The organism is Psychrobacillus glaciei (assembly GCF_008973485.1).
Classification (GTDB): domain Bacteria; phylum Bacillota; class Bacilli; order Bacillales_A; family Planococcaceae; genus Psychrobacillus; species Psychrobacillus glaciei.
Map to the genome: position 1 here is coordinate 4215583 of NZ_CP031223.1, position 22721 is coordinate 4238303.

General features: G+C 35.3%; 24 protein-coding genes. 8 read left to right on the plus strand and 16 right to left on the minus strand.

The window, feature by feature from the left end; genetic code table 11:
• Position 1 precedes the first annotated feature (1 nt).
• From PB01_RS20060 to PB01_RS20070, 3 genes are all read left to right on the plus strand, one after another.
• Positions 2 to 892, plus strand: coding sequence for a GNAT family N-acetyltransferase (locus tag PB01_RS20060; protein WP_151701804.1), 891 nt, complete (start codon positions 2 to 4; stop codon positions 890 to 892).
• A gap of 198 nt (positions 893 to 1090) precedes the next feature.
• The gene (locus tag PB01_RS20065) at positions 1091 to 1279 is read left to right on the plus strand and encodes a hypothetical protein (RefSeq protein ID WP_151701805.1); all 189 of its coding nucleotides are present in this window, start codon (positions 1091 to 1093) and stop codon (positions 1277 to 1279) included.
• Positions 1280 to 1306: 27 nt separating this feature from the next.
• On the plus strand, positions 1307 to 2008 hold the full coding sequence (locus tag PB01_RS20070; RefSeq protein ID WP_151701806.1) for a DUF3221 domain-containing protein: 702 nt from the start codon (positions 1307 to 1309) through the stop codon (positions 2006 to 2008).
• Positions 2009 to 2228: 220 nt separating this feature from the next.
• On the opposite strand, the gene PB01_RS20075 is transcribed toward PB01_RS20070, so the two are convergent.
• The 6 genes from PB01_RS20075 to PB01_RS21155 form a co-directional block, all read right to left on the minus strand.
• The gene (locus PB01_RS20075; protein ID WP_151701807.1) at positions 2229 to 3461 is read right to left on the minus strand and encodes an MFS transporter; all 1233 of its coding nucleotides are present in this window, start codon (positions 3459 to 3461) and stop codon (positions 2229 to 2231) included.
• Positions 3462 to 3825: 364 nt separating this feature from the next.
• Positions 3826 to 4725, minus strand: a complete 900-nt coding sequence (gene pstA, locus PB01_RS20080) for a phosphate ABC transporter permease PstA (protein ID WP_151701808.1) — start codon at positions 4723 to 4725, stop codon at positions 3826 to 3828.
• A gap of 2 nt (positions 4726 to 4727) precedes the next feature.
• Positions 4728 to 5639, minus strand: coding sequence for a phosphate ABC transporter permease subunit PstC (gene pstC, locus PB01_RS20085; RefSeq protein WP_151701809.1), 912 nt, complete (start codon positions 5637 to 5639; stop codon positions 4728 to 4730).
• 73 nt (positions 5640 to 5712) lie between these two features.
• Positions 5713 to 6564, minus strand: a complete 852-nt coding sequence (locus PB01_RS20090) for a phosphate ABC transporter substrate-binding protein (protein ID WP_151701810.1) — start codon at positions 6562 to 6564, stop codon at positions 5713 to 5715.
• A 19-nt stretch (positions 6565 to 6583) separates the two neighbouring features.
• Positions 6584 to 8362: a stalk domain-containing protein gene (locus PB01_RS20095; protein WP_151701811.1), complete on the minus strand. Its 1779-nt coding sequence runs from the start codon at positions 8360 to 8362 to the stop codon at positions 6584 to 6586.
• A 239-nt stretch (positions 8363 to 8601) separates the two neighbouring features.
• Complete coding sequence (locus PB01_RS21155) at positions 8602 to 8778, minus strand: hypothetical protein (RefSeq protein WP_090567581.1); 177 nt, start codon at positions 8776 to 8778, stop codon at positions 8602 to 8604.
• A gap of 158 nt (positions 8779 to 8936) precedes the next feature.
• Here PB01_RS21155 and PB01_RS20100 point away from each other — a divergent pair, with 158 nt between their 5' ends.
• Complete coding sequence (locus PB01_RS20100) at positions 8937 to 10862, plus strand: GTP-binding protein (protein WP_192797407.1); 1926 nt, start codon at positions 8937 to 8939, stop codon at positions 10860 to 10862.
• A 61-nt stretch (positions 10863 to 10923) separates the two neighbouring features.
• On the plus strand, positions 10924 to 11403 hold the full coding sequence (locus PB01_RS20105) for an SRPBCC family protein (protein WP_151701813.1): 480 nt from the start codon (positions 10924 to 10926) through the stop codon (positions 11401 to 11403).
• 214 nt (positions 11404 to 11617) lie between these two features.
• Here PB01_RS20105 and PB01_RS20110 read toward each other — a convergent pair whose 3' ends face one another.
• Entirely contained in the window at positions 11618 to 12223 is a 606-nt protein-coding gene (locus PB01_RS20110; protein WP_151701814.1) for a class I SAM-dependent methyltransferase, read from the minus strand.
• Between the two features lie 12 nt (positions 12224 to 12235).
• Entirely contained in the window at positions 12236 to 13237 is a 1002-nt protein-coding gene (locus PB01_RS20115; RefSeq protein WP_151701815.1) for a YeiH family protein, read from the minus strand.
• A 113-nt stretch (positions 13238 to 13350) separates the two neighbouring features.
• Here PB01_RS20115 and PB01_RS20120 point away from each other — a divergent pair, with 113 nt between their 5' ends.
• Positions 13351 to 14286: a LysR family transcriptional regulator gene (locus tag PB01_RS20120; protein WP_151701816.1), complete on the plus strand. Its 936-nt coding sequence runs from the start codon at positions 13351 to 13353 to the stop codon at positions 14284 to 14286.
• A gap of 25 nt (positions 14287 to 14311) precedes the next feature.
• On the opposite strand, the gene PB01_RS20125 is transcribed toward PB01_RS20120, so the two are convergent.
• The 8 genes from PB01_RS20125 to PB01_RS20160 all read right to left on the minus strand — a co-directional run bounded on the left by PB01_RS20125 (position 14312) and on the right by PB01_RS20160 (position 20690).
• Complete coding sequence (locus tag PB01_RS20125; RefSeq protein WP_151701817.1) at positions 14312 to 15121, minus strand: SDR family NAD(P)-dependent oxidoreductase; 810 nt, start codon at positions 15119 to 15121, stop codon at positions 14312 to 14314.
• 39 nt (positions 15122 to 15160) lie between these two features.
• Complete coding sequence (locus PB01_RS20130) at positions 15161 to 15916, minus strand: SDR family NAD(P)-dependent oxidoreductase (RefSeq protein ID WP_151701818.1); 756 nt, start codon at positions 15914 to 15916, stop codon at positions 15161 to 15163.
• A 73-nt stretch (positions 15917 to 15989) separates the two neighbouring features.
• Positions 15990 to 17063, minus strand: coding sequence for a CapA family protein (locus PB01_RS20135; protein WP_192797408.1), 1074 nt, complete (start codon positions 17061 to 17063; stop codon positions 15990 to 15992).
• Between the two features lie 102 nt (positions 17064 to 17165).
• Positions 17166 to 17489, minus strand: a complete 324-nt coding sequence (locus tag PB01_RS20140; protein ID WP_151702143.1) for an antibiotic biosynthesis monooxygenase — start codon at positions 17487 to 17489, stop codon at positions 17166 to 17168.
• A gap of 2 nt (positions 17490 to 17491) precedes the next feature.
• Positions 17492 to 17902: an ankyrin repeat domain-containing protein gene (locus tag PB01_RS20145; RefSeq protein ID WP_151701820.1), complete on the minus strand. Its 411-nt coding sequence runs from the start codon at positions 17900 to 17902 to the stop codon at positions 17492 to 17494.
• A complete protein-coding gene (locus PB01_RS20150; protein ID WP_151701821.1) occupies positions 17899 to 18684 on the minus strand; it encodes an ABC transporter ATP-binding protein in 786 nt (261 codons plus the stop codon). Before PB01_RS20150 ends, PB01_RS20145 begins: the two co-directional genes overlap by 4 nt.
• The gene (locus PB01_RS20155) at positions 18671 to 19705 is read right to left on the minus strand and encodes a FecCD family ABC transporter permease (RefSeq protein ID WP_151701822.1); all 1035 of its coding nucleotides are present in this window, start codon (positions 19703 to 19705) and stop codon (positions 18671 to 18673) included. Before PB01_RS20155 ends, PB01_RS20150 begins: the two co-directional genes overlap by 14 nt.
• A 1-nt stretch (position 19706) precedes the next feature.
• Positions 19707 to 20690 (minus strand): ABC transporter substrate-binding protein, encoded by a 984-nt coding sequence (locus PB01_RS20160; protein WP_151701823.1) that lies wholly within the window; start codon positions 20688 to 20690, stop codon positions 19707 to 19709.
• Positions 20691 to 20891: 201 nt separating this feature from the next.
• Here PB01_RS20160 and PB01_RS20165 point away from each other — a divergent pair, with 201 nt between their 5' ends.
• Positions 20892 to 21632, plus strand: coding sequence for an ABC transporter ATP-binding protein (locus tag PB01_RS20165; RefSeq protein ID WP_151701824.1), 741 nt, complete (start codon positions 20892 to 20894; stop codon positions 21630 to 21632).
• Entirely contained in the window at positions 21610 to 22716 is a 1107-nt protein-coding gene (locus PB01_RS20170; protein ID WP_151701825.1) for an ABC transporter permease, read from the plus strand. The genes PB01_RS20165 and PB01_RS20170 overlap by 23 nt, the downstream gene beginning before the upstream one ends.
• The last annotated feature ends 5 nt before the right edge of the window (positions 22717 to 22721 follow it).

The following is a 22721-nucleotide window of genomic DNA, read 5'->3' on the forward strand; positions in this document are numbered from 1 at the left end:
AATGACTGTTTATCAACTAATAAGTGATTATAAAAACATACAAGCATATAAGGAAAGTTTCAATGAACTGGCTAAAATGGTCTTTGGAATTGATTTTAAATCATGGTACAAAAAAGGTTATTGGGGCGACAACTATGTTTGTTATTCTTACTTCGATGGAAATAAAGTGATTGCAAATGCTTCTATAAACAAAATGACGATTGTATCTAATGATAAAGAATATAAAGTCATACAAGTCGGTACGGTTATGACGCATCCTGGTTATCGTATCCAAGGATTATCCGGTAAACTGATGAACCATATCATAGAGAAATATGAAAAAGAGTCCGATTTTATCTTCTTGTTTGCTAATAAATCCGTTTTAGATTTCTATCCTAAATTTGGATTTGAAAAAGTACAAGAAAGTAGTTTTTCATTGAAAATATCAGATGTTAAAAAACAACGAACAAAATCAAGCACTTTAAGGCGTTTAAATATTGAAAGTGCAATGGATTTACAACTATTAGAAGGTTTTGCAACTGAAAGAATACCTGTATCAACTTTCCTCGAAGTAAAAAATAATAAACATCTTTTAATGTTTTATTTTATCCTAGTTTTTAGTGAGGCTATTTATTACATTGAAGAAAAGGATGTAATTGTACTATTTAAACACGAGGGTAGTCATCTTCACCTATTTGATATAGTCAGCAAAAAAAGAGTAGAAATAGACACCATTTTAAGTCATATTATTTCTATTGAAACGGAGATAATTAATTTCCACTTTACTCCAGATGATAATGATAAAAAGTTCAATACCGCGTTTATAACAGATAGTGATGATACATTATTCGTCCGTCCATTGATTAAAGATGTAACAGAACATTTTTTATTTCCATTAACATCACATTCTTAAAGTTTTTGATGTCAAACAAAAACAGCATCCTTTCTAAAACTAACGAGTTCTCTATAGGAGGACAAAACAAGTAAATAGCAATCGGAATGGCATACCTATTCGCACTAATGAGCATACATTTCATAAAGAAGTCTTTCTTCCAAAGTAGATTGTACAACCGACGTATCTGCCTTAAAACCTGAACAGGTGGAAAAGGGGATGAAAAGAGTTATATCTATTCAAACTCCAATCCGAAATATGCTCAAATGGTCGCCACCATTCTTAGAACATACTATAACTTTTTGTAAACCATACAAGTCTAAGGATAAAAAGAAACCTATCCCAACACAGCTTCTTGTGATAACCGAAAAGGGGGATAAAATTGAGGACATTTTATATTTTTGGTAATTACGAAGGGGGGGGGATAAAATTATTATGAAAAAACATTTAATATTATTATTAATTTTATGTTTTACCTTAGTAGGTTGTAAACAAAAAGAAGATGCTGTTAAAGGTGGAATTGATAAGAAAGGCTTTATTACAAAGATATACAGTAAAGGAAACCGTATTTTAGTAGATGATGTAGACACAGGTTTAATCTGGATGGCAATGCCCGACAACGGAGAAATCGAAAATTATGAAGAGGGTCAAGAGGTTGTCATATGGATAAATGGTGGAATTGATGAATCCTACCCTGCTAAAGCTAAGGCTTTAAATATTGAAAATTCAAACGGAAATCAGTCCCAATCATCTTTGCCAAAATTTATTTTTAAAAATGAGAAGTTCCCCCCTTCTATAAATTGTTTTGTTAAAATCAATGACATCCGATATGAAATGACAAAAGGAAACTCTAAATGGAAAAATGAAAATGAATCTGTTCAAACTGACGCTGCATCTCCCACTCAGATTGCAGAAAGTTTCAAAGTAATTGCTGTGGAACCAAATAACAAAATAACCATTGAAATTGAACAAAACCCCAATTTAAGTGTGTATTTATGGGATTCCGAAGAAGATGAAGTAACCTTCGAAAAAAAACAAATTACAGTACCCACAAACCAGGGGCGGTATATATATGAAGTAGTCGCTAAATGGTCTAACGGAGAGGTATCTTACACCTTTGTTGTAGAAGTTAAATAATTTTTAAAAACTTAATAACTGAGAATACAATTCTCATAAAACTATGTGAAAAAGAGCATCAATTGATGCTCTTTTTCTGATGAAACCGTTAAAGAATACGATATTTTACTTGCTGGTTTCAGTGCGATTAATGGTGTTTTTCCCCCTGAAGAGAAACCGTTAGTTCTATACCGAAGCTTTTTTCTTTTTGTTTGATTTAATGAGTTTCATTAGTAAAAAATCACTCTTTAGAGCTTTTCATAATTATTTTATATAAGTATAGAACAGGTGATAATAATATGGCACTTACAATGATTGCCGTTTTTATTGTAAAGTTCGAAGCTACTAATCCGATAACTGGACCACCACCAATTTGGCCTATAGCATCTACTTGACCTTTTACCGAAAATAAAGTTGCACGTAAAGACGATTCCGGAATGATCTTATTTAGCCAAACGTCCTCGAGTGGATACATGACTTTCCTTGTCACTTGGATAATTATATAAAAGACTAATAATCCAACTACATACGTAGAAAATGCAAAGCCAATTAATGAAGTTATAATAAATATGCTTCCTATAAAAAGAGCCATGTAAATATGTTTCAGATTTTGATGTATAGAACTTCGATTCATCAAATGAAGTGCAACAAAAGAAATTAACACTACCATAAATTGAATTCCACCCATTATTAGTACTAATTTCTCATCTGTCAAATTTCCTATATTCGATACATTTAATAAATGAGACATCCATAAACGGTCAAAACCTTCACTATAAAATCCTACAAACAGAGCTATTAGAAATAACATTCTCATGATAAAACTCGCTTTAGAGTAAAATAAAATTTTGCCCATACTACCCTTCATGTTTTTCAAAGTAGAAATTCTACCTAGCTTATTTAAAGGTTTAAAATTGTCTTCTTTCATAAAAATCATTAAATATATCGCTAATCCAAACATACATAGTCCACCTATAATGATTGGCAAGCTGATCATGAAATAACCGATGAATATACTTAATGGGATAGCTATAATTTGTCCAAGGTTACCGGCCTTTGCTCCTCTTATAAATGCTAATGAAGCACGTTCTTCTCCTATTTCATCTGCAATCCACGCTTGCTGAGATCCACTAGTAAATGTATAACCTATCCCCCATGCAACCTGAGCCAATAGTACAGGTATAAAATAGGGGAATAACCCCTCCACTAAAAAGCCAAATCCTATTAGTAGGTAACCAATTATTATGGAAAGCTTGCGGCTTTTCAAATCTGACACTACTCCGGTAGGAATCTCAAAAAGGAATACCGATAGCTCCAAAATTGTCCCAACTAATACAAGTTGTAGCGGATCTAGCTTTACAGTTTGTACCTGATATAACAAGTTTACTGTAAATATAATCGTAAAAAATAATTGTGATAAAAAGCATGTAAAAATGTAAACTCGATATGGATCTTTTGTTTTTAATATTTTCATTTTGTTACCCCCTAGAATTGATTATAAAGAGAGGGTTAATCGACTTCTTGTCCAAATTTGCGATAATAAGAAAAGCGCAAATGTCTATGTCTGCCCCGACAGGCAAATGGGGAAGGTGTAGGTCTGCAAAGTTCGCCACATCCTGTGGCAAAGCAGACATGACCCGCATCGTGCGGGCCCAGGAGGCAGCTCCCCAGCCACCGCAGCTTTTTCACATTTGACCCCGAGGGGCAAGGCGCTGGAGTCTGGACAGTTACTTAGTAGAAATGCATATACTTATCTTTTTAAAAACACCCTGTAAAATAGGCACTAAAAAAAGGTCTACTAAACAGAGTGTATTAAGTATCAAATTTTTATTTCAATGTTAATTCCTTTTTGACCTACTATGAAAACGGAAATCCCTTATCCATAGTGGAAGTCTTATGCATAAACTCAAGAGAAGTGTGATTAATACGAGCAAAGCAGACGTTTTTTGAGCAATATCCGACGCATCCTCCACCAATGCTTCTGATTGGACATACCACAAGTGAACAGGTAAAGTTCCTCCTTGCGACATGAAATTCCAATCCCACATCTCCCCGGATGTACCAGTACCCCCTACTAGTAGTATTAAGGCAGATTCACCAAATGCCCTACATGCAGCAAGGCTCACTCCACTAATAATTCCATTTAAAGCAGCAGGTATTACTATTTTTACAATGGTTTGTGCTTTAGTTGCTCCTATCGCATAGGAAGCTTCTCTTAAATCATTATGTACAGTCTGGATTGCTTCCTCTGTAACTCTAGTTATCACTGGTAAATTTAATAGTGAAAGAGTAATACCTGCACCAATAATAGTTAGCCCAATATTAAAAATATCGACGAATAACACATAACCAAATAAGCCAATTACAATAGAAGGAACTGATGCCAAGCTTTCCACACATGTCCGTATAAACTCTGTAAATCTATTGCTAGGTGCATATTCAGATAAATACACTCCTGATCCAATACCTATTGGAATAGAGATGAGTAATGAGATGATTAACACATAGATAGAGTTAAGTAGAAAAGGCCCAATTCCTCCACCCGCGTCAATTTCACTAGGTAGGCCTACTAAGAAATCAAAAGAAATCTTAGGTAACCCCTTTGATAAAATATATAGGAGCAACCCAAAAATGAGCACTAAAATAAGTGCCGTGATGATCCATAAACCCATCGTAAACATTTTATCCGTTGTTTTTTTTATTTGTTTATATAACTTGTTAGATGAATTCCCAGTCATTCTCATGCTCCTTTTACACGAAGCTTTCTAATAATGATGATCAGTAAGTTTGAAATAAGTAGTAATAAGAATGCCATCATATACAAGGCGTGATTCCAAGTTGAATCGAATTCTACATCAATAATTTGATTTACAATATTACTTGTTAAAACGGCAGTTGGAGTCAATAAATCAGATGGTAGTTGGGGTGTGTTACCTATGACCATAACAACCGCCATTGTTTCACCTATTGAACGTGCCATGCCTAAAATAACAGCTGTGAATAGACCGGGTGCTGCGGAAGGTAGAATTACTTTAAGGATGGTTTGCATTCTTGTACTCCCTAGCGCATAGCTTGCTTCTCTCAAATCAGAAGGTACGGAAGAAATTGCATCATCACTAATTCTTGAAATAGTGGGTAATACCATGATATTTAATACTATAGCTGCAGGAAGTAGCCCGTCCCCCATAGTAGCACCGGTTATATCTCTTAATAACGGGATAAGTACTGTTAATCCTAAGTATCCGTAAACAATAGAAGGAATGCCAACTAATAAATCTAACACTGGACGCATTATTCGCTTTAGCCATTTAGGAGCTATTTCAGCAGTAAAGATTGCAACCCCTATGGAAATTGGTGCTGCAAACAATAAAGTTAAACCTGTTAAAGCAAGGGTTCCTAATATAAAGATGGCTGCACCGAATTTGTCATCATACGGTTCCCACGTTGTGGAAAAAAAGAACTCTTGAAAAGAAACATCTTTAAACACTAGTAATCCAGTACGGCCTACAAAAATAATAATGGATAATAGTGTTAGTCCTAAAATTAGGACACTAAATAAACAAAAAAACTTAAATAATCGATTTTGAAAATAGGTACTCTTTGAAATTTTTTTTTCATAACTGTTAGTTAACAAGTGCTCTATTTTACTCATAAGATCCTCCAAATACCAATATAGTGCCAGCCTATTACGGCTGGCACTTTAGCTTATTTAAGTGATGAAGAACTTACTTCATTTTATCAATTGGGATAAACTTCAATTTAGTTAAAGAACCATTTTGAAATTTACCGCTTTGAATATACTTTATAAACTCTGCATCAGCTCCTGTTGGATCACCTTTTGTTACTAGATAACCATAACTCCAAACTTTATACGTTCCTTTAATAACGTTTTCAGTAGTAGCTGCTACACCATTGAAATCAACCGCTTTAATGTTCCCTTTTACATAAGCAAAGTCAACGTAACCAAGAGCATTTGGATTGGTGTCAACAGCAGTAACCATTTCTCCACTTTTCCCAACTTCTTTATAATTCTCACCTTTTGTCATAAAGGCTGCCCCATCTAAAGCTTTCATTTGATAGTTTACGCGTGTACCAGAACCATGTTTGCGGTTTACAACAACTATTTGAGCATCGTTTCCGCCAACTTCTTTCCAGTTTGTAATTTTCCCCGCATAAATGTCTTGCAATTGCTTTGTTGTTAAGTTTTTAACAGGATTTGCTTTATTAACAATAGTAGCGAATGGAATCGCAGCTACTTTGTGCGCTTTCAAATCTGTAAAAGCTTTAAATCCTGGTACTTCTTTCGTTGCATCCCAATCGACAGCGCCTATTGTTGCAGCTCCTTTTGATACAGATTGCGGGCCTGCAATGGAAGAAGAACCTGACACGGATACGGACACTTTAGGGTTAATTTTTTTAAATTCTTTCGCTGCTTGTTGTGTTAATGGAAGTAATGCTGTAGAACCAGCTACAACTATCTTTCCTGATGTTGCTGCAGAAGCAATACCATTGTATGAAAAACCTACGGCCGCTACTAATGACAAACTTAATATTGCTACACGTTTCATAATATTCATTGATCATCTACCCCTTTTCCTATTTCGTTAATGTTTCCATTAATCCGTTTTTAAATTTAACTAATTTTTCACCTATTGTTCCTGGTGTCGTTGCAACGATGGACTTACCATCATTCGAAACGGAGAAAGATGTTAATTCTAATTTTGTTTGTGCAATATTTTTTAACTTTTTGGTAACAATGTCCCATTCATATATAACCGAGTATCCATTACTTTCTTTGACCAAGATCATTAATTCCCCTTTTGTAGTGACAAAAAGATCTTTAATGTCTTTGCTTGAGATAAGGGTTGAAACAGCATTTTCTGGGTTAATAATTTTTACATCAGGAAGTTTATCACTCTCAGCATCTGCACTTACGTACACAATACTTCCATTTGCTAAAAAGTTCGGGAAAACTTTGTTATCATTTGAAGTAGTTACAGGAACTGCTTTTCGTTCAACATCATCTAAGTTAATAGCATAAACTTGTTGCTCTGTACCTGTTAAATCTATTTTGTCTACCTCTGGATTTTCTCCTTCAGTAAGTGATGTACTTCCTTCTTTACCTACTACATATAGAATCTTTTTACCGTCCATTGAAAGACGAAGATCCGTTTTGTAAGTTAATTTATCTTCAAAGATTTTTGTAATTGAACCATCTGTCACGTTAATAAAGGAAATTACTTCACTTTTATCACCTTGTAAGAAATAAATTTTTTGGCTATCATTTGACCAAACAAATTCTAACTTTACAGAGTCATCTTTTACATTTAATCCATTTACTTTTTTATTTACTAAATCTACTAAATACACATAACCATATTCGTCTGAATAGATAGCTTGTTTTCCATTAGGAGAAACTACTAGTTCCGTTGCATTTACTGTAAATAATTCTTTTTTAGAAGAAGTATTGAAAAGTAATGAGCGACTTTCTGTTTCTGTTTCATTCGTTACTAGAACAGAATCATTGTCAATCCATTGTGGATTGAATGTGTCACCACTTACTAGTCCTGCAGTTGAAACAAAGAACCCGTTTGGAAGTGGAAGAATATCTCCCTCAAACGCTTTTATCAAATCGGTAAGTTCTGCATAGACGACATTTTTAACTAATATAGGATTTTCTTTTAAATTTACTGATTTATTATTTACTACCATCGCTTTATTTGATAATTTCAGTTTAATCGTTTTACCTTTTTTCGTTACTAATACTTCGTTATTATTCACCGTTGTAGAAGCAGAAAATAATTTCGCAATATCTTGTACGGAATATAATTGTTTTCCATTAACATTAAGCGCTTTTACCTTTTTATCATTTCCGTCCACTTTTAATGATTTTTCTGTCAGATTAAAAGTCCCTGAAACAGATACTAAAAGGCACTTATCGATTAATACATCACCGCCAAGTGTTTTTATGAAAGAATCTGCTTCCACAAATAACGTTTTACCTACTAATTTAGTAGGTGTGCTTAACTTGAAGTTTTTACCATTAACTACTACATTTGCAGAATCTACTTTGTAGTCCATTTTATTGACTTTTTTACCGCTATTTTTAGATACCTCATAAGTTTTTGTTTTGCTATTGTATTTCACAGTAGCAACCATTATTTGAGATAATTGATCAACCGAATATAGCTTTTTCTTGTTTAATTGTGTAAAAGAGATTACTTTTTCTTGGCCATTTACAACAATTGTTTCTTTTTGAGTATTTTGCTGCTGTTGTATAGATGATGCACTCACATGGTTTACTGCTAAAGGAGTAAATACACTTCCAGATAACACTGCAGTAGCCATAACTAAACCTGAAATTTTACGCTTCATTTTCTCTTCCCCCATTTAGTTGCTTTCTTTTAGCAAAATCTGCCTAGCCTAGAAACTCCCCTCTCTGTTTCCTATTAAGTTTCTAATTAGAATTTTATTCCTCAATTGTTAAAGAAGTTCGATGATTTTGTAAATTTACTGTGTGCATTTTGTAAAGAACTGTATGGAAAGATGACAGCTGTTAAACAAAAATAAAAAAGCGTGGCGAGTTCTATTGAACTCACCACGCTTTTTGAACATTAAAGATCCTGATAATCTCTCTGATATTTCCCGCCATCTTTTACTTCTGAGTGATACAAAGCTTTTAACGCAAAACTTTTTTCTAAATCATGTTCTTTCATAACTTCTTTTAATCGTTTAGAAAGTTCAGGACTATACTTCACTAGTTCTTCCATTTTGGATTTTGAATACTGCATAATTGGTTACCTCCCCTAAACTAAATGTCTTTATAGTATAACACTATGGGAAAATGCCCGTGCAATTAAGAAAAGTGCGATCGATTATCAGGTGCAATCTACCAACTAAATCGTTTGCTATAATAGAGTTAAAAGCTAGAGAGAACAGAGGTGACGTAGTGTATAAAACGATAGGAATTCTTGCACATGTAGATGCTGGAAAAACTACTTTCTCCGAGCAGCTTCTTTATCATACACAGACGATTAGGAAAAGAGGTCGTGTCGATCATCAAGACTCTTTCCTCGACAGTCATTCGATTGAAAAAAATAGAGGCATTACTATTTTTGCTGATCAAGGAATATTTACTTATCATGATTCGACCTACTATATTATTGATACTCCCGGTCATGTCGATTTCTCTCCAGAGATGGAGCGGGCAATTCAAGTGATGGACTACGCCATTATCATTATTAGTGCAGTAGATGGCGTAGAAGGTCACACAGAAACCGTTTGGCAGTTACTTCGCAAACACCAAGTGCCAACTTTTTTCTTTATCAATAAAACCGATTATGAAGGAACTGATACAGCAAGCGTTCTAGCGGAAATTCGGTCCAATTTATCCGAAGATGTATGTGATTTGACGAATTTTTTTAACGATGAGTTAATCGAATTTATTGCAGAACGTGATGAAGAACTTTTAGAAAAGTATATGGACACTGGATACGATCAGGACATGTGGATAAGGACATTCAAACAAATGATTCATGAAAATAAAATCTTCGCTTGTGCAAACGGTTCTGCATTAAAAGATATCGGTATCCTCGAATTTTTAGATAACCTCGATAGGTTAACAGAGACTTCCTATAATCCAGAAGATGAGTTTTCTGCACAGGTGTATAAAATTCGCCATGATGAAAGTGGAAATCGAGTCACTTTTCTTAAATTATTGAGTGGGAAGCTAAAAGTTCGGGATGAAGTGAAGTATGATAAACAAACCGAGAAAATTACGCAAATTCGATTATATAATGGAAGTAAATTTAAACCCGTTGATCATGCAATTGCTGGTGAATTAGTTGCGGTAACTGGGTTAACCGCTGCCTCCATTGGAGATGGAATTGGAGCTAACTATACCAAGGTAGCATTCGAAATGATTCCGACTTTAAAATCAAAGGTCATCTTTGATGCTTCTATTCATATCAAAGAAGTATTGCGTTGTTTTAAACTTTTATATGCGGAAGATCCTTCTTTACGTGTCTATTGGGATGAGCATTTTCAAGAAATTCATGTACATGTAATGGGTGTCATTCAACTGGAGGTATTGGAGCAAATTGTTCTAGAGCGTTTCCTCTTCCACGTATCCTTTGGCGAACCTAGAATTCTTTATAAAGAGACAATCGCCAATGCTGTTAAAGGTTATGGTCACTTTGAGCCGTTAAAACATTATGCAGAAGTACATTTATTAATCGAGCCTACTAAACGTGGAAGCGGGATTTCTTTTGAAAATGTATGTCACGCGAATGATTTATCGATTGGCAATCAAAACTTAATCCGCCATCATTCATTGGAACGGGAACATCATGGGTTACTAGCCGGTTCTGCATTAACTGATGTAAAAGTTACACTGCTTACTGGTCGGGGGCATAATGAACATACATCCGGTGGAGACTTTAGAGAAGCAACTTACAGAGCTTTGAGACAAGGTCTAGAGAAAGCTCAAAATGTCTTACTAGAACCATTTTACGACTACAAAATTAAAGTAGAGATGGATCTTATTGGACGAGTCTTATCGGACATTCAACAAGCACATGGAACCTTTGAATCACCAGAAAATATAGGAGACAAAGTAATTGTAAAAGGACGAGTTCCCGTTGCAACTTTTATGAATTATAGTACAGTTTTCGCTTCTTTCACTCGTGGGAAAGGAACACTTAATTTATTATTTGGCGGATACGATCGATGCCATAACTCAGAAGAAGTCATGGAAAAAATTAGCTATAATAAAGAGGCAGATCCCGAATATACATCCACTTCTATATTTTGTGCAAAAGGAAAAGGGTATAAAGTTCCATGGGATGAAGCGGAGGAAGCAATGCATTGTCTTTAGACTGATGGGAAATACTTTCATTCAGTCTAAAATATATTTCAAATCTAAGGAGGAATTGCTAATGATTGCAACGATTCAAAAAGAAGATGAAGTCTACACCGCACATTACGAACGGTATTTTCACCATCCGGTAGAGAAGGTTTGGTCGATGCTGACTGATAACGAGCAGCTACAACAATGGTTCACGGAACTTGAAGTTGTTGATTTACGAAAAGATGGCTTAATCAAATTTGATATGCAAGATGGAACTTTCATTGATTTGAAGATACTGGATTTTGACCTTTTGAATGTTTTAGCTTTTGAATGGGGTAAAGATGTTGCAAGATTCAAGTTGTCCCCTCATTTAGAAGGATGCCAATTAGTTTTTATCGAAACGCTGTCTTCTTTCACAGAACAAACCATCAAAGATTTAGCGGGATGGCATGTTTGTTTTGATGTAATCAAAGCAATTTTAGATGGCCGAACAATTGAATCTAGAAACGATAGTTGGAAATCTTGGTATGTGAAATACGAGGAACTTCTGGAGCCCTTTATGAAATAAGAAAAGTGCAAGCGTCCTTTAAGCGCATCTTGTCTTTATTATTTCCAGAGTGCTTTGGACAAAACATAAACTACACTATTACCGTTGGAATTTTTGTGGATTGAGAAGTGAATGCGTCACTTCTCAATCCGCTTTTTTCGGTAATCTTGTGGCGGATGTTAATATCCTAAATTCATTTATCTTAATGCGCAAACAAGATGGGCGAAAGAGTTATTTATTCGCACCGAAAAACTACAAAATGTTCATTGCTATTTTGCTCATATAATTCGGGTACTTTCACTTCTTTAAACAATTCAAAAGGAGTATTTATTTCAAGAAATTGAATATAATCCGAAGTAGGATAATACAAGATAACATCGACCGAACGCGGGTAATTTTCAATCGATAAAAGAATGTTATCGATTACCTTTTGAAAGATTTGAATAGAAAATGGATTAAAGAAGTAAAAACGATTATCTTTAAAATCCACCTTGTATTCCTCCGCTAGCATTCGTTCAAATCCAATTGATGCTCTTGTTTGCTTGGATCTACCCATGTAACTTGCTAAGTTTTCCATCGATTCCTGATATAGTTGTCCACTCATTTCGACCCCTGTAACTGATACATGCAGATGATGATGTATATAAAAAGGAAATCGGCCTTTTCCGCAACCGAAATCTACAAATTTATCACTCGAATTACATGTATACTCATTGAAAAGAGCTTCTAACGCTATGTAAGGGGTTGCTTCATAACGATTATAATGTGCAGATTGGTGCTGCCACTCCCTTATACCCTCTGTTTTAATACGAAGCAACCGATCGTGATCTTGTTCTTTCATTGCATCCTCCTTCTAAACATTTAGATGAAAAACAAACACAAGAATATATCCAAGAATGGATAAAAAGACAGAACCGATGAGACCAGCTACAAAAGGTTTTACGCCTAACTTTCTAAATGTTTTAATGTTTATGTTTAATCCTAATCCCGCCATTGCCATTGCTATTAGCAGATATGCTACTAAGACAAGAAAACTGGCAAATGATTCTGGGAATATTCCAAGTGTATGAATACCGCTCATCACAAGAAATCCAATAATGAACCAAGGGATACTAGACATTGAAAATTTACTTTTCTCTCCGTCTTTTTCTCTTCTTTGCATGATAAATCCTATCACTAAAGCAATCGGAACTAACAATGCAACGCGAGTTAGCTTTACAATGACAGCTAAATCTACTGCTTCACTTCCCCCTGGAGCTGCCGCTGCAATAACATGGGCAATTTCATGAAGAGTTCCTCCGGCAAAAACACCGTATCCTTTAGCAGTTAAATTTAGTATAGGATAAATAAAAGTATATACTAACGTAAATAACGTACCAAGTATAGCAATTGTTGCAACGCCGATAGCTGTTTCATCATCGTTAGCTTTTACTTGTGGTGCAATTGCTACGACCGCCGCTGCTCCACAAATAGCTGTGCCACAAGCTGTTAAAATACCTAATTTCTTATCTACACCAAATAGTCTGGTTAAGCCATACACAACGAATAGGGCAAATATAATATTAATAAGTGCTATAAAAAAAACGCTTAAACCAGCATCATAAATATCAGCTAGATTTAATCTCATACCCAATAAAATAATTCCTAGTCGTAATAACTTTTTACTTGAAAATGTCACTCCCTGTTGGAATTGTGCTGGAACACCAATTGTTGCACTCCAAATCATCCCTAAAATTATGGCAATTACTAATTGCCCCATTATAGATAAAAACGGAATTCCTGCTAACAGTTTTGCTATTAACGCAATGATTAAAGTAATTCCTATACCGTAAAAGAAATGTATATTCTTATTCATCTTAAAAGTATCCTCCTTTATATTTAAGTTCACTATACGTTTTTCCTCATTATTAGTAAAATACATATATATAATGATTTCAATTAATAATTTTAATGAAGGAGTCATGATTAATGAACTATGATGCACTAAAAACTTTTGTGACACTGGCGGAAGTTAAAAACTTTACAAAAACTGCGACGCTCCTTCATATATCTCAGCCAAGTGTTAGTGTCCATATAAAAAATTTAGAAGCAGAATTTCAAACAGAATTGTTCATAAGGTCCCCCAAATTATTAAAAATTACTCCTTCTGGAGAAATATTGTATGAACGAGCTAAACAAATGCTTTCTATGTATGAGCAAACCCAAAAAGATATTCTAGAACATCAACATGAAATTAGAGGTAAATTAATCATTGGGGCAAGTTTTACAATAGGAGAATACATTCTCCCTTCCTTAATCATTGAACTTCATTCCCAGCATCCAAGTCTTGAGTTGGAAGTATTTATTGGGAATACGGAAGACATTGTTCAATCCGTTCGATTATTCAAAGTAGATATCGGGCTAATAGAAGGACAAACAAATGATAAAGAACTACAAGTAGAACCTTTTATGGAAGATGAATTATTTATTGTTAGCTCTTCTCATCATCCACTTGCTTTAAAAAAGTCGCTTACTATCAATGATCTTCAAAATCAGAAGTGGTTTATGAGGGAGGAAGGTTCAGGAACACGCGAATACCTAAAACATGTAATACGTTCCAACGGATTGAAAGCAGAATCTATAGTCACTATCAATAGCAATCAAGGAATTAAAGAAATGGTTACTCTTAGCAAGGAAGGTCTATCCCTATTATCTATTCATACAATTTATAAAGAAGTTAAACAACAAGATTTAGCTATTCTTCATCTTAACCAACTAGCTTTTAAACGCACTTTTTCATGTATATGTGCTCCAATTATGGAAACGAAAAGACATGTTTTAGCATTTAAAAACGTCTTAATGAATAAAGAATATAAACCGCTTCTTACTATGCCTTTGGAAAGTGAAAAAAAACCTTCGACCTGATATATATCAGGTCGAAGGCACTTTTTTAAGCTTGTTGTGATTTTTTCATTAGTTCTTTGAAGTCTGGTACAGTTGGGTTAGCGAGATAATGGCCACCCTCCACTTGAATTGTTTGTCCAGTAATGAATTTAGATTCATCTGAAGCTAAAAACAACACAGTGTTCCCAATATCGTCTGCCTCACCATGATATGGAAGTGCATTATATTTTCCGAAAATATCTAATAGAGCTGGAGGTAAATTATTTTTAGCTGCCGGTGTTAAAATAAGGCCTGGTGCAACTCCATTACAACGAATATTATCTCTACCATATTGAGTCGCAATATACTTTGTCAACTGAACAACTGCAGCTTTTGACGCTCCATATGCAGAGCGTACTGAATCTGATGCAAATGCTGCCATGGAAGCTGTATTTATTATAGAACCACCACCAGCTTTTATCATATGTGGAATAGCGAAACGGCTACCTAGTAACACACTTTTCGTATTTACGTTCATTAATCTATCCCACTCATCTAGGTCCATATTCACAACATCTAAATCCTTTTTAAGATTTGTCATACCAACATTGTTATACAAAACCGTTAGGGAACCGTAATGATCTACAGTAAATTCAACTGCTTCTTTTATAGATTCTTCTTTAGATGCATCTAAGAATATACTTACTGCTTCTCCACCTTGACTTTTAATATTTTCCGCTGCTTCTTTCGCACCGTCTACATTAAAATCTGCAATGACAACTTTTGCTCCTTCTTTTGCTAAAAGTTGCGCAGTTGACAATCCAATACCTGATGCTCCACCTGTTACTAATGCTACTTTACCTTGTACACGATTCATAATAATTTCTCCTCTTTTGTCCAAATTTATCATTATAATTTATCTTAGTTTTGTAGCTCCACCATCAACCATTATTGTCTGACCCGAAATATAGTCTGAATCAGAACTTGCTAAAAACACTGCAACTCTTCCGATATCACTTTCTAATTCACCTAGTCTTCTAAGAGGAATTTTTGAAAGCACTGCTTGATAATATTCTGGATTTTCTTCCGCCCATGCTTGCATACCAGGAGAATTCGCAATCGGAGCGATTAAGTTTACGTTAATGCCGAATGGTCCAAACTCATTTGCTGCAACACGAGTAATTGCACGTATTGCTTCTTTTGCTGCTGCATAAGTTACTTGAGTTGCATCTCCATTAATACCTGCACTAGAAGCAAAGTTGATAATTTTTCCTTGCGTCTCTTTTAAATGAGGTAGAGCAGCTTGCATTAAGTAGAATGTCGGATAGAAACCAGTATTAAAGGATAAGTCAAAATCTTCTTGAGTCGCTTCCTCGATTGTCTTAATGCGAGAAGCATGAGCATTATTAACGAGAATATCCAATTTCCCAAACTTACTTATAACTTGGTCAATAATACCTGCCAATTTTTCACGTTCTGCCAAGTTTGCTTGGATAAAGATAGATTCTGGTGCATACGCTTGTAATTCTTTTATTGATTGCATTCCAAATTCTTCATTAAGGTCTACAATAACAACAGTGGCACCCTCTTTTACGTATGCCATTGCCATTCCTTTTCCTATTCCTGAAGCTCCGCCAGTTATAATTGCTATTTTCCCTTGCAATTTACTCAATAAGAACATCTCCTTTTTCCAACATAGTTTAACATTAAAATATATAAAGTTAAAGCACGTTGATCTGTTGATATTATTTGCCAAACACATGTGACTGTACCCAACAATCACTTTGACCCATTAGGGTTTCGACATCTTTGAGTGGATATACGCTCACAGGATCTCCTTGCAAAACAGCAGTTGCATAAAAAGACAACGGTCCAATCACCGTTGCCTGATTTCCATTGACCATCTTTTTCATAATGCTCACTTTTGCTATACCCCCTATATTCGTATAGTCAAAAGTCTGTCCAGAAAAGAAATTTCCTACTGAATAAAACACATGCGTTTCGCTGCCTTCATTTGTTGTAATCATTTCATATGGTTGAATAACATGAGGGTGGTGGCCGAATATAATGTCAGCACCTGCATCCGCCATTATTAGGGCTAACTGTTTTTGTTCGTCATTCGGGTCCAGTTCATATTCATTACCCCAATGAATGCTCACAATAACGAAATCAACTTTGCGTTTTAATGTTCGAATTTCCTCCGATACTCGTTCAGAATCAATTTGGTTTACCAAATATTCTTTACCGTTAGGAGTCGAGTAGCCATTCATTCCATATGTATAACCAAGAAATCCAAAGTTAATATCTTTTACTTGTAAAATACGGTCGTTTTTTTGATCCTCCCATGATTCATATGCCCCAATATAAGGAATATCGTACTTTTTTATATGATTAATAGCCGATAAGACACCAGCTTCTTTTTGGTCAAGTGTATGATTATTCGCCATCGATATCATATCCACCCCAACCGTTTTTAAATCTCCAATAATATGTTTAGGACTTGAGAAATTAGGGTAACCCGAGTATCCAAACTCTGTTCCTGCTGAGATAGATTCCTGATTGGCCAATAAAATATCTAATGATTCTAACTCCTCTCTTATTGGTTCAAAGGATGGTAGAAAGCTTTCGTAATTGTATAATGGATAATGCAATAAAATGTCTCCAATCATACCAATCTCTATAATTTCCTCCTCATAATCCATATGAAATGTCGAAAATTGTTTCCCGTGGAACTTTTCGTTGAAAGGCTCATTCACTTGTAAATTAGAATATAATAAGACCGAAACAACAGATATTAGTAATGAATATAAGCTTTTCATAGGGAGCACCTCCCTTGCAATCATTACCTTTCCACCCAGGTAATATACAAAAAAAAGATCTTTAAGTCATATATGCGTTGACTTAAAGATCTTCTCAAATACTTAATTTGCTGGTTTATGTTGAATTGCCACTTCAAATGTCGTTAATTCTGAACCGATTATTGGGCTATCGTCCGACTTATTCTCGATTTTTTGTCCGTGAGCAATTTGTGCTGCTCTACTTTCTAACCATTTATCGAAGTAAGTTCTGTCTTCCCAAGTCGTACAAATTTTCAACTCATCATATTCTGGACTGTTTTCTTTTTTTAATACTTCCATCAATACAAACCCTTCGAATGTATGCACTGATTTTGGAGTTGCAAAACGTGTAATTATTTCATCGACTCTACCTTTTTTTATTTGAATCGTATTTACTGCGGTCATCATTTTCAAATTACTGCCTCCTGAGACGTTAATGAATTTAAATAGTTATATACTGGTAAAGCTTTTTCTCCACCCATTTGTGCATGACGGATAAGGGGAATTCCATGAGCTCCTTTTGTATTAATCACATTTGGATATCGTCCAATCATTGCTTGAACAATACTTAGTTCACCGAGCATAGCTGCTGTACATATGTCCATTCTTGCACCTCGCTCAAGAAGCCATTCTACAATATCTCTATTACCAGTATGTGCCGCTGCACCTAATCCACTTTCCCAGTCATCTCCGCTCCAGTTCATCACCGAGTGAACGAGTGCAGGCTCTTGTAATAACAGCTCCTTTACCTCTTCAAAGTTTCCGTGTGCAGCAATGATAAACGATCTTACTAATTCAATATCTAATGGTTCTTTTTTCATATATACGCTTCCTTTCGCAATTTAATTGGAGTGAAATACGCTTTCCCATCTTCTTTATAAATACGTGCATCAATATCAAATATAGAATGAAACATTTCCTTGCATAATACGCATTGCGGAATACCGTCGTACTGAACTTTTCCATTTTTTAATACGACAAGTCGATCACTATAACGGGCCGCTTGGTTTATATCGTGCAATACCATTACTACCGTTACGCCAAAGTGTTCGTTTAACTCTTTTACAAGTTCCATCACTTCTAATTGATGGGATATATCTAAAAAAGTTGTCGGTTCATCTAACAGTAATACTTTTGGTCGCTGAGCAATTGCCATTGCAATCCAAGCCCTTTGTCTTTCACCACCAGAAAGGGATTGCAACATTCGATTTTTAAAATTATTCAACTTCGTAACATTTATAGCCCACTCGATAATTTCTTCGTCTTCCTTTGTTAATTTACTATATGCTCCACGATGTGGATATCTTCCAAATTCAACGAGTTCCCCTACAGTCAAATCCAATTGATGATCTTGCATTTGAGGTAGCATTGCTAACTTTTTAGCAATCTCTTGCCTTTTCATAGATCCCATTTTTGTTCCATCAAGCATAACCTCTCCACTGTTCGGGATGATTAGATGCGAAATAAGGCGCAGTAAAGTTGATTTTCCAGAACCATTCGGCCCGATTAAACTAACAACTTCCCCTTCCCTAATATGCAAGTCAACTGTATCTAAATGAAAGGAAGAGGAGTGTTCAAATGATACATCTTTAGTTTGAAGCAAAAGAATCCCTCCGTCTTTGGATCATATATAAGAAAAACGGTCCTCCTAAAAACGCCAATAAAATTCCTACGGGTAACTCGATAGGATTAAATGCACTACGAGCAACAGTATCTGCCAACACAACAAGTAATCCACCACCAAGTGCAGATGCTGGTAATAAGTAACGGTAGTCTCCACCAATCATTATTCTTAGTATATGAGGTACAACAAGACCAACAAAACCTATTAAACCAGAAACACTTACTGCAATACCTGCAAGAAGTGTGCTCAATACAATCAGAAAAAATCTACTTCTTTCCACGTTATGACCGAGTAATTTTGCTACTTCATCTCCAAGCCTTAAAATGCGAATGTGTTTTATTGAAAAGAAAGCTAACACAAGTGCTGCCACAGCATAATAAATAATCATTTGGAATTGGGCCCACCCCACCCCGGCAATACCTCCAGCGAGCCAAGGTAGTACAGACTGTACGCGTTCACTATAAAGAAGCATAAGTCCACTCATGAATGCGCCAATTACTGCATTAATGGCAACACCAACTAATATAATACGTATTGGAGAAGTCCCACCTTTCCAGGACAAAACATAAATAACTAGTGCCGTTATAAGTGCCCCTAAAAATGCTGCAAGAGGCAAAAATAGTATGTAGGCAGGGAACATAATCATAATGGTTGTTGCAGCAAGACCAGCCCCCGATGAGACGCCTATAATACCAGGGTCAGCTAAAGGGTTTTTCATCACTCCTTGTAGAATTGCTCCGGATGAAGCAAGGCACATACCGACAATCATTCCAATCAATACTCTTGGAAATCGCAAATCCCACACGATTCTTCTTGCAAGGGATTCTTCCGTATGGAAAATTCCATTCCATATCTCTTCGAGAGAAAAAGAAACCTGACCAATCATTAAACTGATAGTAATAGCTACAATGAGCATTAAGCTAGATGAAACAATTACGATTGTTCGCTTCCTTGCAAATGGATGTTCACTTTTCAAAGCTTCTTCTTTTATAGCTGCCATATTATTTAACCGACGCTAAACTTTCTTTCATCACTTCTAAAGCTTCTATTACTTTCGTACCTGGATTTGTCCCGAATAGATTAGAAGGAAGAACAACTACATTTCCATTTTTCACAGCATCAAGATTCTTCCAAGCAGCATTTTTAGCCATTTCTTCTTCAAATGCAGCCTTAACTCCTGCTGGATCACCATGCGTGATTAGCATTACAACTTGTGGATTGCGTTCTATTATCTTTTCAATACTCAAATTAGCGTATTGCGGATAATTTTCTTCTGCTGGAAAATCAGAAGCAATATTTTCTCCTCCCGCTTTTTCAAGTAAGTCTCCGGTAAGTGAATTTGGAAGTGCAACTAAGTACGTCCCTGGTGCACCATATACTAAAAGTGTTTTAATAGAATCTCCTTCCACTGTTGCAACGTTTGTTGCTTTTTCAGAAATTGTAGCGTTTAGATCTTTAGCCTCGTCTTGCTTGCCCAATAATGTTCCAAATAGGGAAATTGTAGTTTGAATATCTTCAATTGAATTTGCTTGTGTGTATACGACTTTTGTTCCTTGGCTTTCTAAATTTGCAGCATATTGCTTAAAGCTAGGTGACGCAACTAAAACAGTAGGGTGAATTTCAGCTATTTTTTCAAAGTTTGGTTGATGCGGGTTACCGATTTCAACAATATCCTTTATACTATCGTCTACTTCACCGCTAGCGGATGGTCTTCCTATTACATTTGCTCCTAAAGCCATTAATATATCTAAATCTCCTGAGCTTAGTGTTGCAATGGATTCTGGTACAGCATCAAATTTGATATTTTGTCCAGTAGCATCGACTACCTCAATGGACGTGTTTTTAACTTCTTCTTTACTTTCTATCTTTGTATTACTTTCTTCCGTTTTGATACTTTCTTTCTCTACAGCCTTATTCTCTAACGATCCACATGCAGCTAAAACTAACAGTAGTGCGGATACGATTACCAGTGATAATTTCTTCATTTCCAAACCTCCTAATTAATAATGAGAATCATTCTCATGTATTGAATACTATAGAGAATGATTCTCATTGTCAATAGTATTCGAAAATTATAGTTATTAGAACAAATTTCACTATTATTTTAATTACTATTGACCTAGTTAATACATAGAATATAATAAGGGTGAGTAATCACTCATTTTTATTTATAGGGGGTTTTATTAATGACTATTACCATCTTATTAGACCAAGTAAGCAAAAGTTTCGGCAAAAAATCTGTCTTAAATAACATCAGTATTTCAGTAGATTCTGGACAAATTTTTGGATTAATCGGCCCCTCAGGTTCTGGTAAAACTACATTAGTAAAAATTATTGTAGGTATGGATCTACCTTCCACTGGCCAAGTGCAAGTGCTTAATACAAAAGTCCCTAATTTGAAGCTTTTACAAAAAATTGGTTACATGGCCCAGGCAGATGCTTTGTACAATGATTTAACCGGTCAAGAAAATCTTGCGTTTTTTGCATCGCTTTATAAATTGAACAAAGATGTGCAAAAAAAACGAATTGCTTACGCGGCAAATTTAGTTGGCCTAACTCCCCACCTAACCATGAAAGTGCAAAACTATTCAGGTGGAATGAAAAGAAGATTATCACTTGCAATTGCATTATTACATGACCCGCAAATATTACTACTCGATGAGCCAACTGTTGGAATCGATCCAGAGCTTCGAAAATCTATTTGGGCAGAAATAACACGACTTAAAAGGGAAGGAAAGACAATATTAATAACAACCCATGTGATGGATGAAGCAGAAAAATGCGATCAACTGGCTATGGTTCGAGATGGTGAAATAATTTCGAGTGGATCACCACTAGAATTAAAAAAACATTACGGAATAAATAGTTTAGAAGAGGTATTTTTAAAAGCAGGAGGTGAAAAAGATGAGAACAATCGCATTAGTTAAACGGATTTGTATCCAAATGGTAAGAGACAAACGAACGCTAGCTTTAATGATGGTTGCTCCGTTAGTCATATTAACTTTGCTACATTATCTACTTTCTGCAGATTCCGCCTCACCTAAATTAGGGATTTATGGTGCAGAAGAATCTTTAATAGAACAAATAAAAGACAAAGATATAGAAGTAGTCCGATACGATAAACCGACAAACACAAAACAAATCATATCGAAGGATAACTTAGATGGAATACTTCAAATCGAAGGAGATTCAATCCGTTTAACCCTTAATAACGATCAGCCCTCCATATCAAAGATATTACAAACAAAAGTGGCGCAGGCTATTTCGGTTGAAAATGCAAAGACACGTGCTAATCACTTGAACGAATTCGTCCACGATATACAAAGTAAACTACCAAATGTCCCAGTAAGCATAGATCAAATGAACGCTCCAGAAATAGAAACAGCTTATATTTATGGAAGTAGCGATACTACTTTTTTTGATCAATTGAGTCCTATTTTGGTTGGTTTCTTTGTATTCTTCTTCGTCTTTCTCATTTCTGGCATTGGATTATTACGAGAGCGAACTACCGGTACTCTTGATCGATTAATGGCAACACCCATTCAGCGACGGGATATTGTATTTGGCTATTTAATCGGATATGGACTATTTGCCATTGTTCAAACATTAATCGTTGTATTATATTCGGTTAAAGTTTTAGACATTATGCTTATTGGTTCTCTTTGGAATGTTGTCTTAATTAATTTGTCTTTGGCACTGGTTGCATTGTTGCTTGGTATCTTATTATCTGCATTTGCGAATTCAGAGTTTCAAATGATGCAATTTATACCTATTGCAATTATTCCACAAGTCTTTTTCGCTGGAATCCTTCCAATTGAAGGAATGCCTGCATGGATGCAAATTATTGCTAAATGCATGCCAATGTACTATGGTGGAAATGCCTTAGTGGATGTTATGTATAAAGGATTGGGGTTCGAGAGCATTAAAAATGATCTCCTTGTATTATTAGGGTTCGCCTTCATTTTTATTGTGCTAAATATATTTGCTTTGAAGAAATATCGAAAAATCTAAAAGGA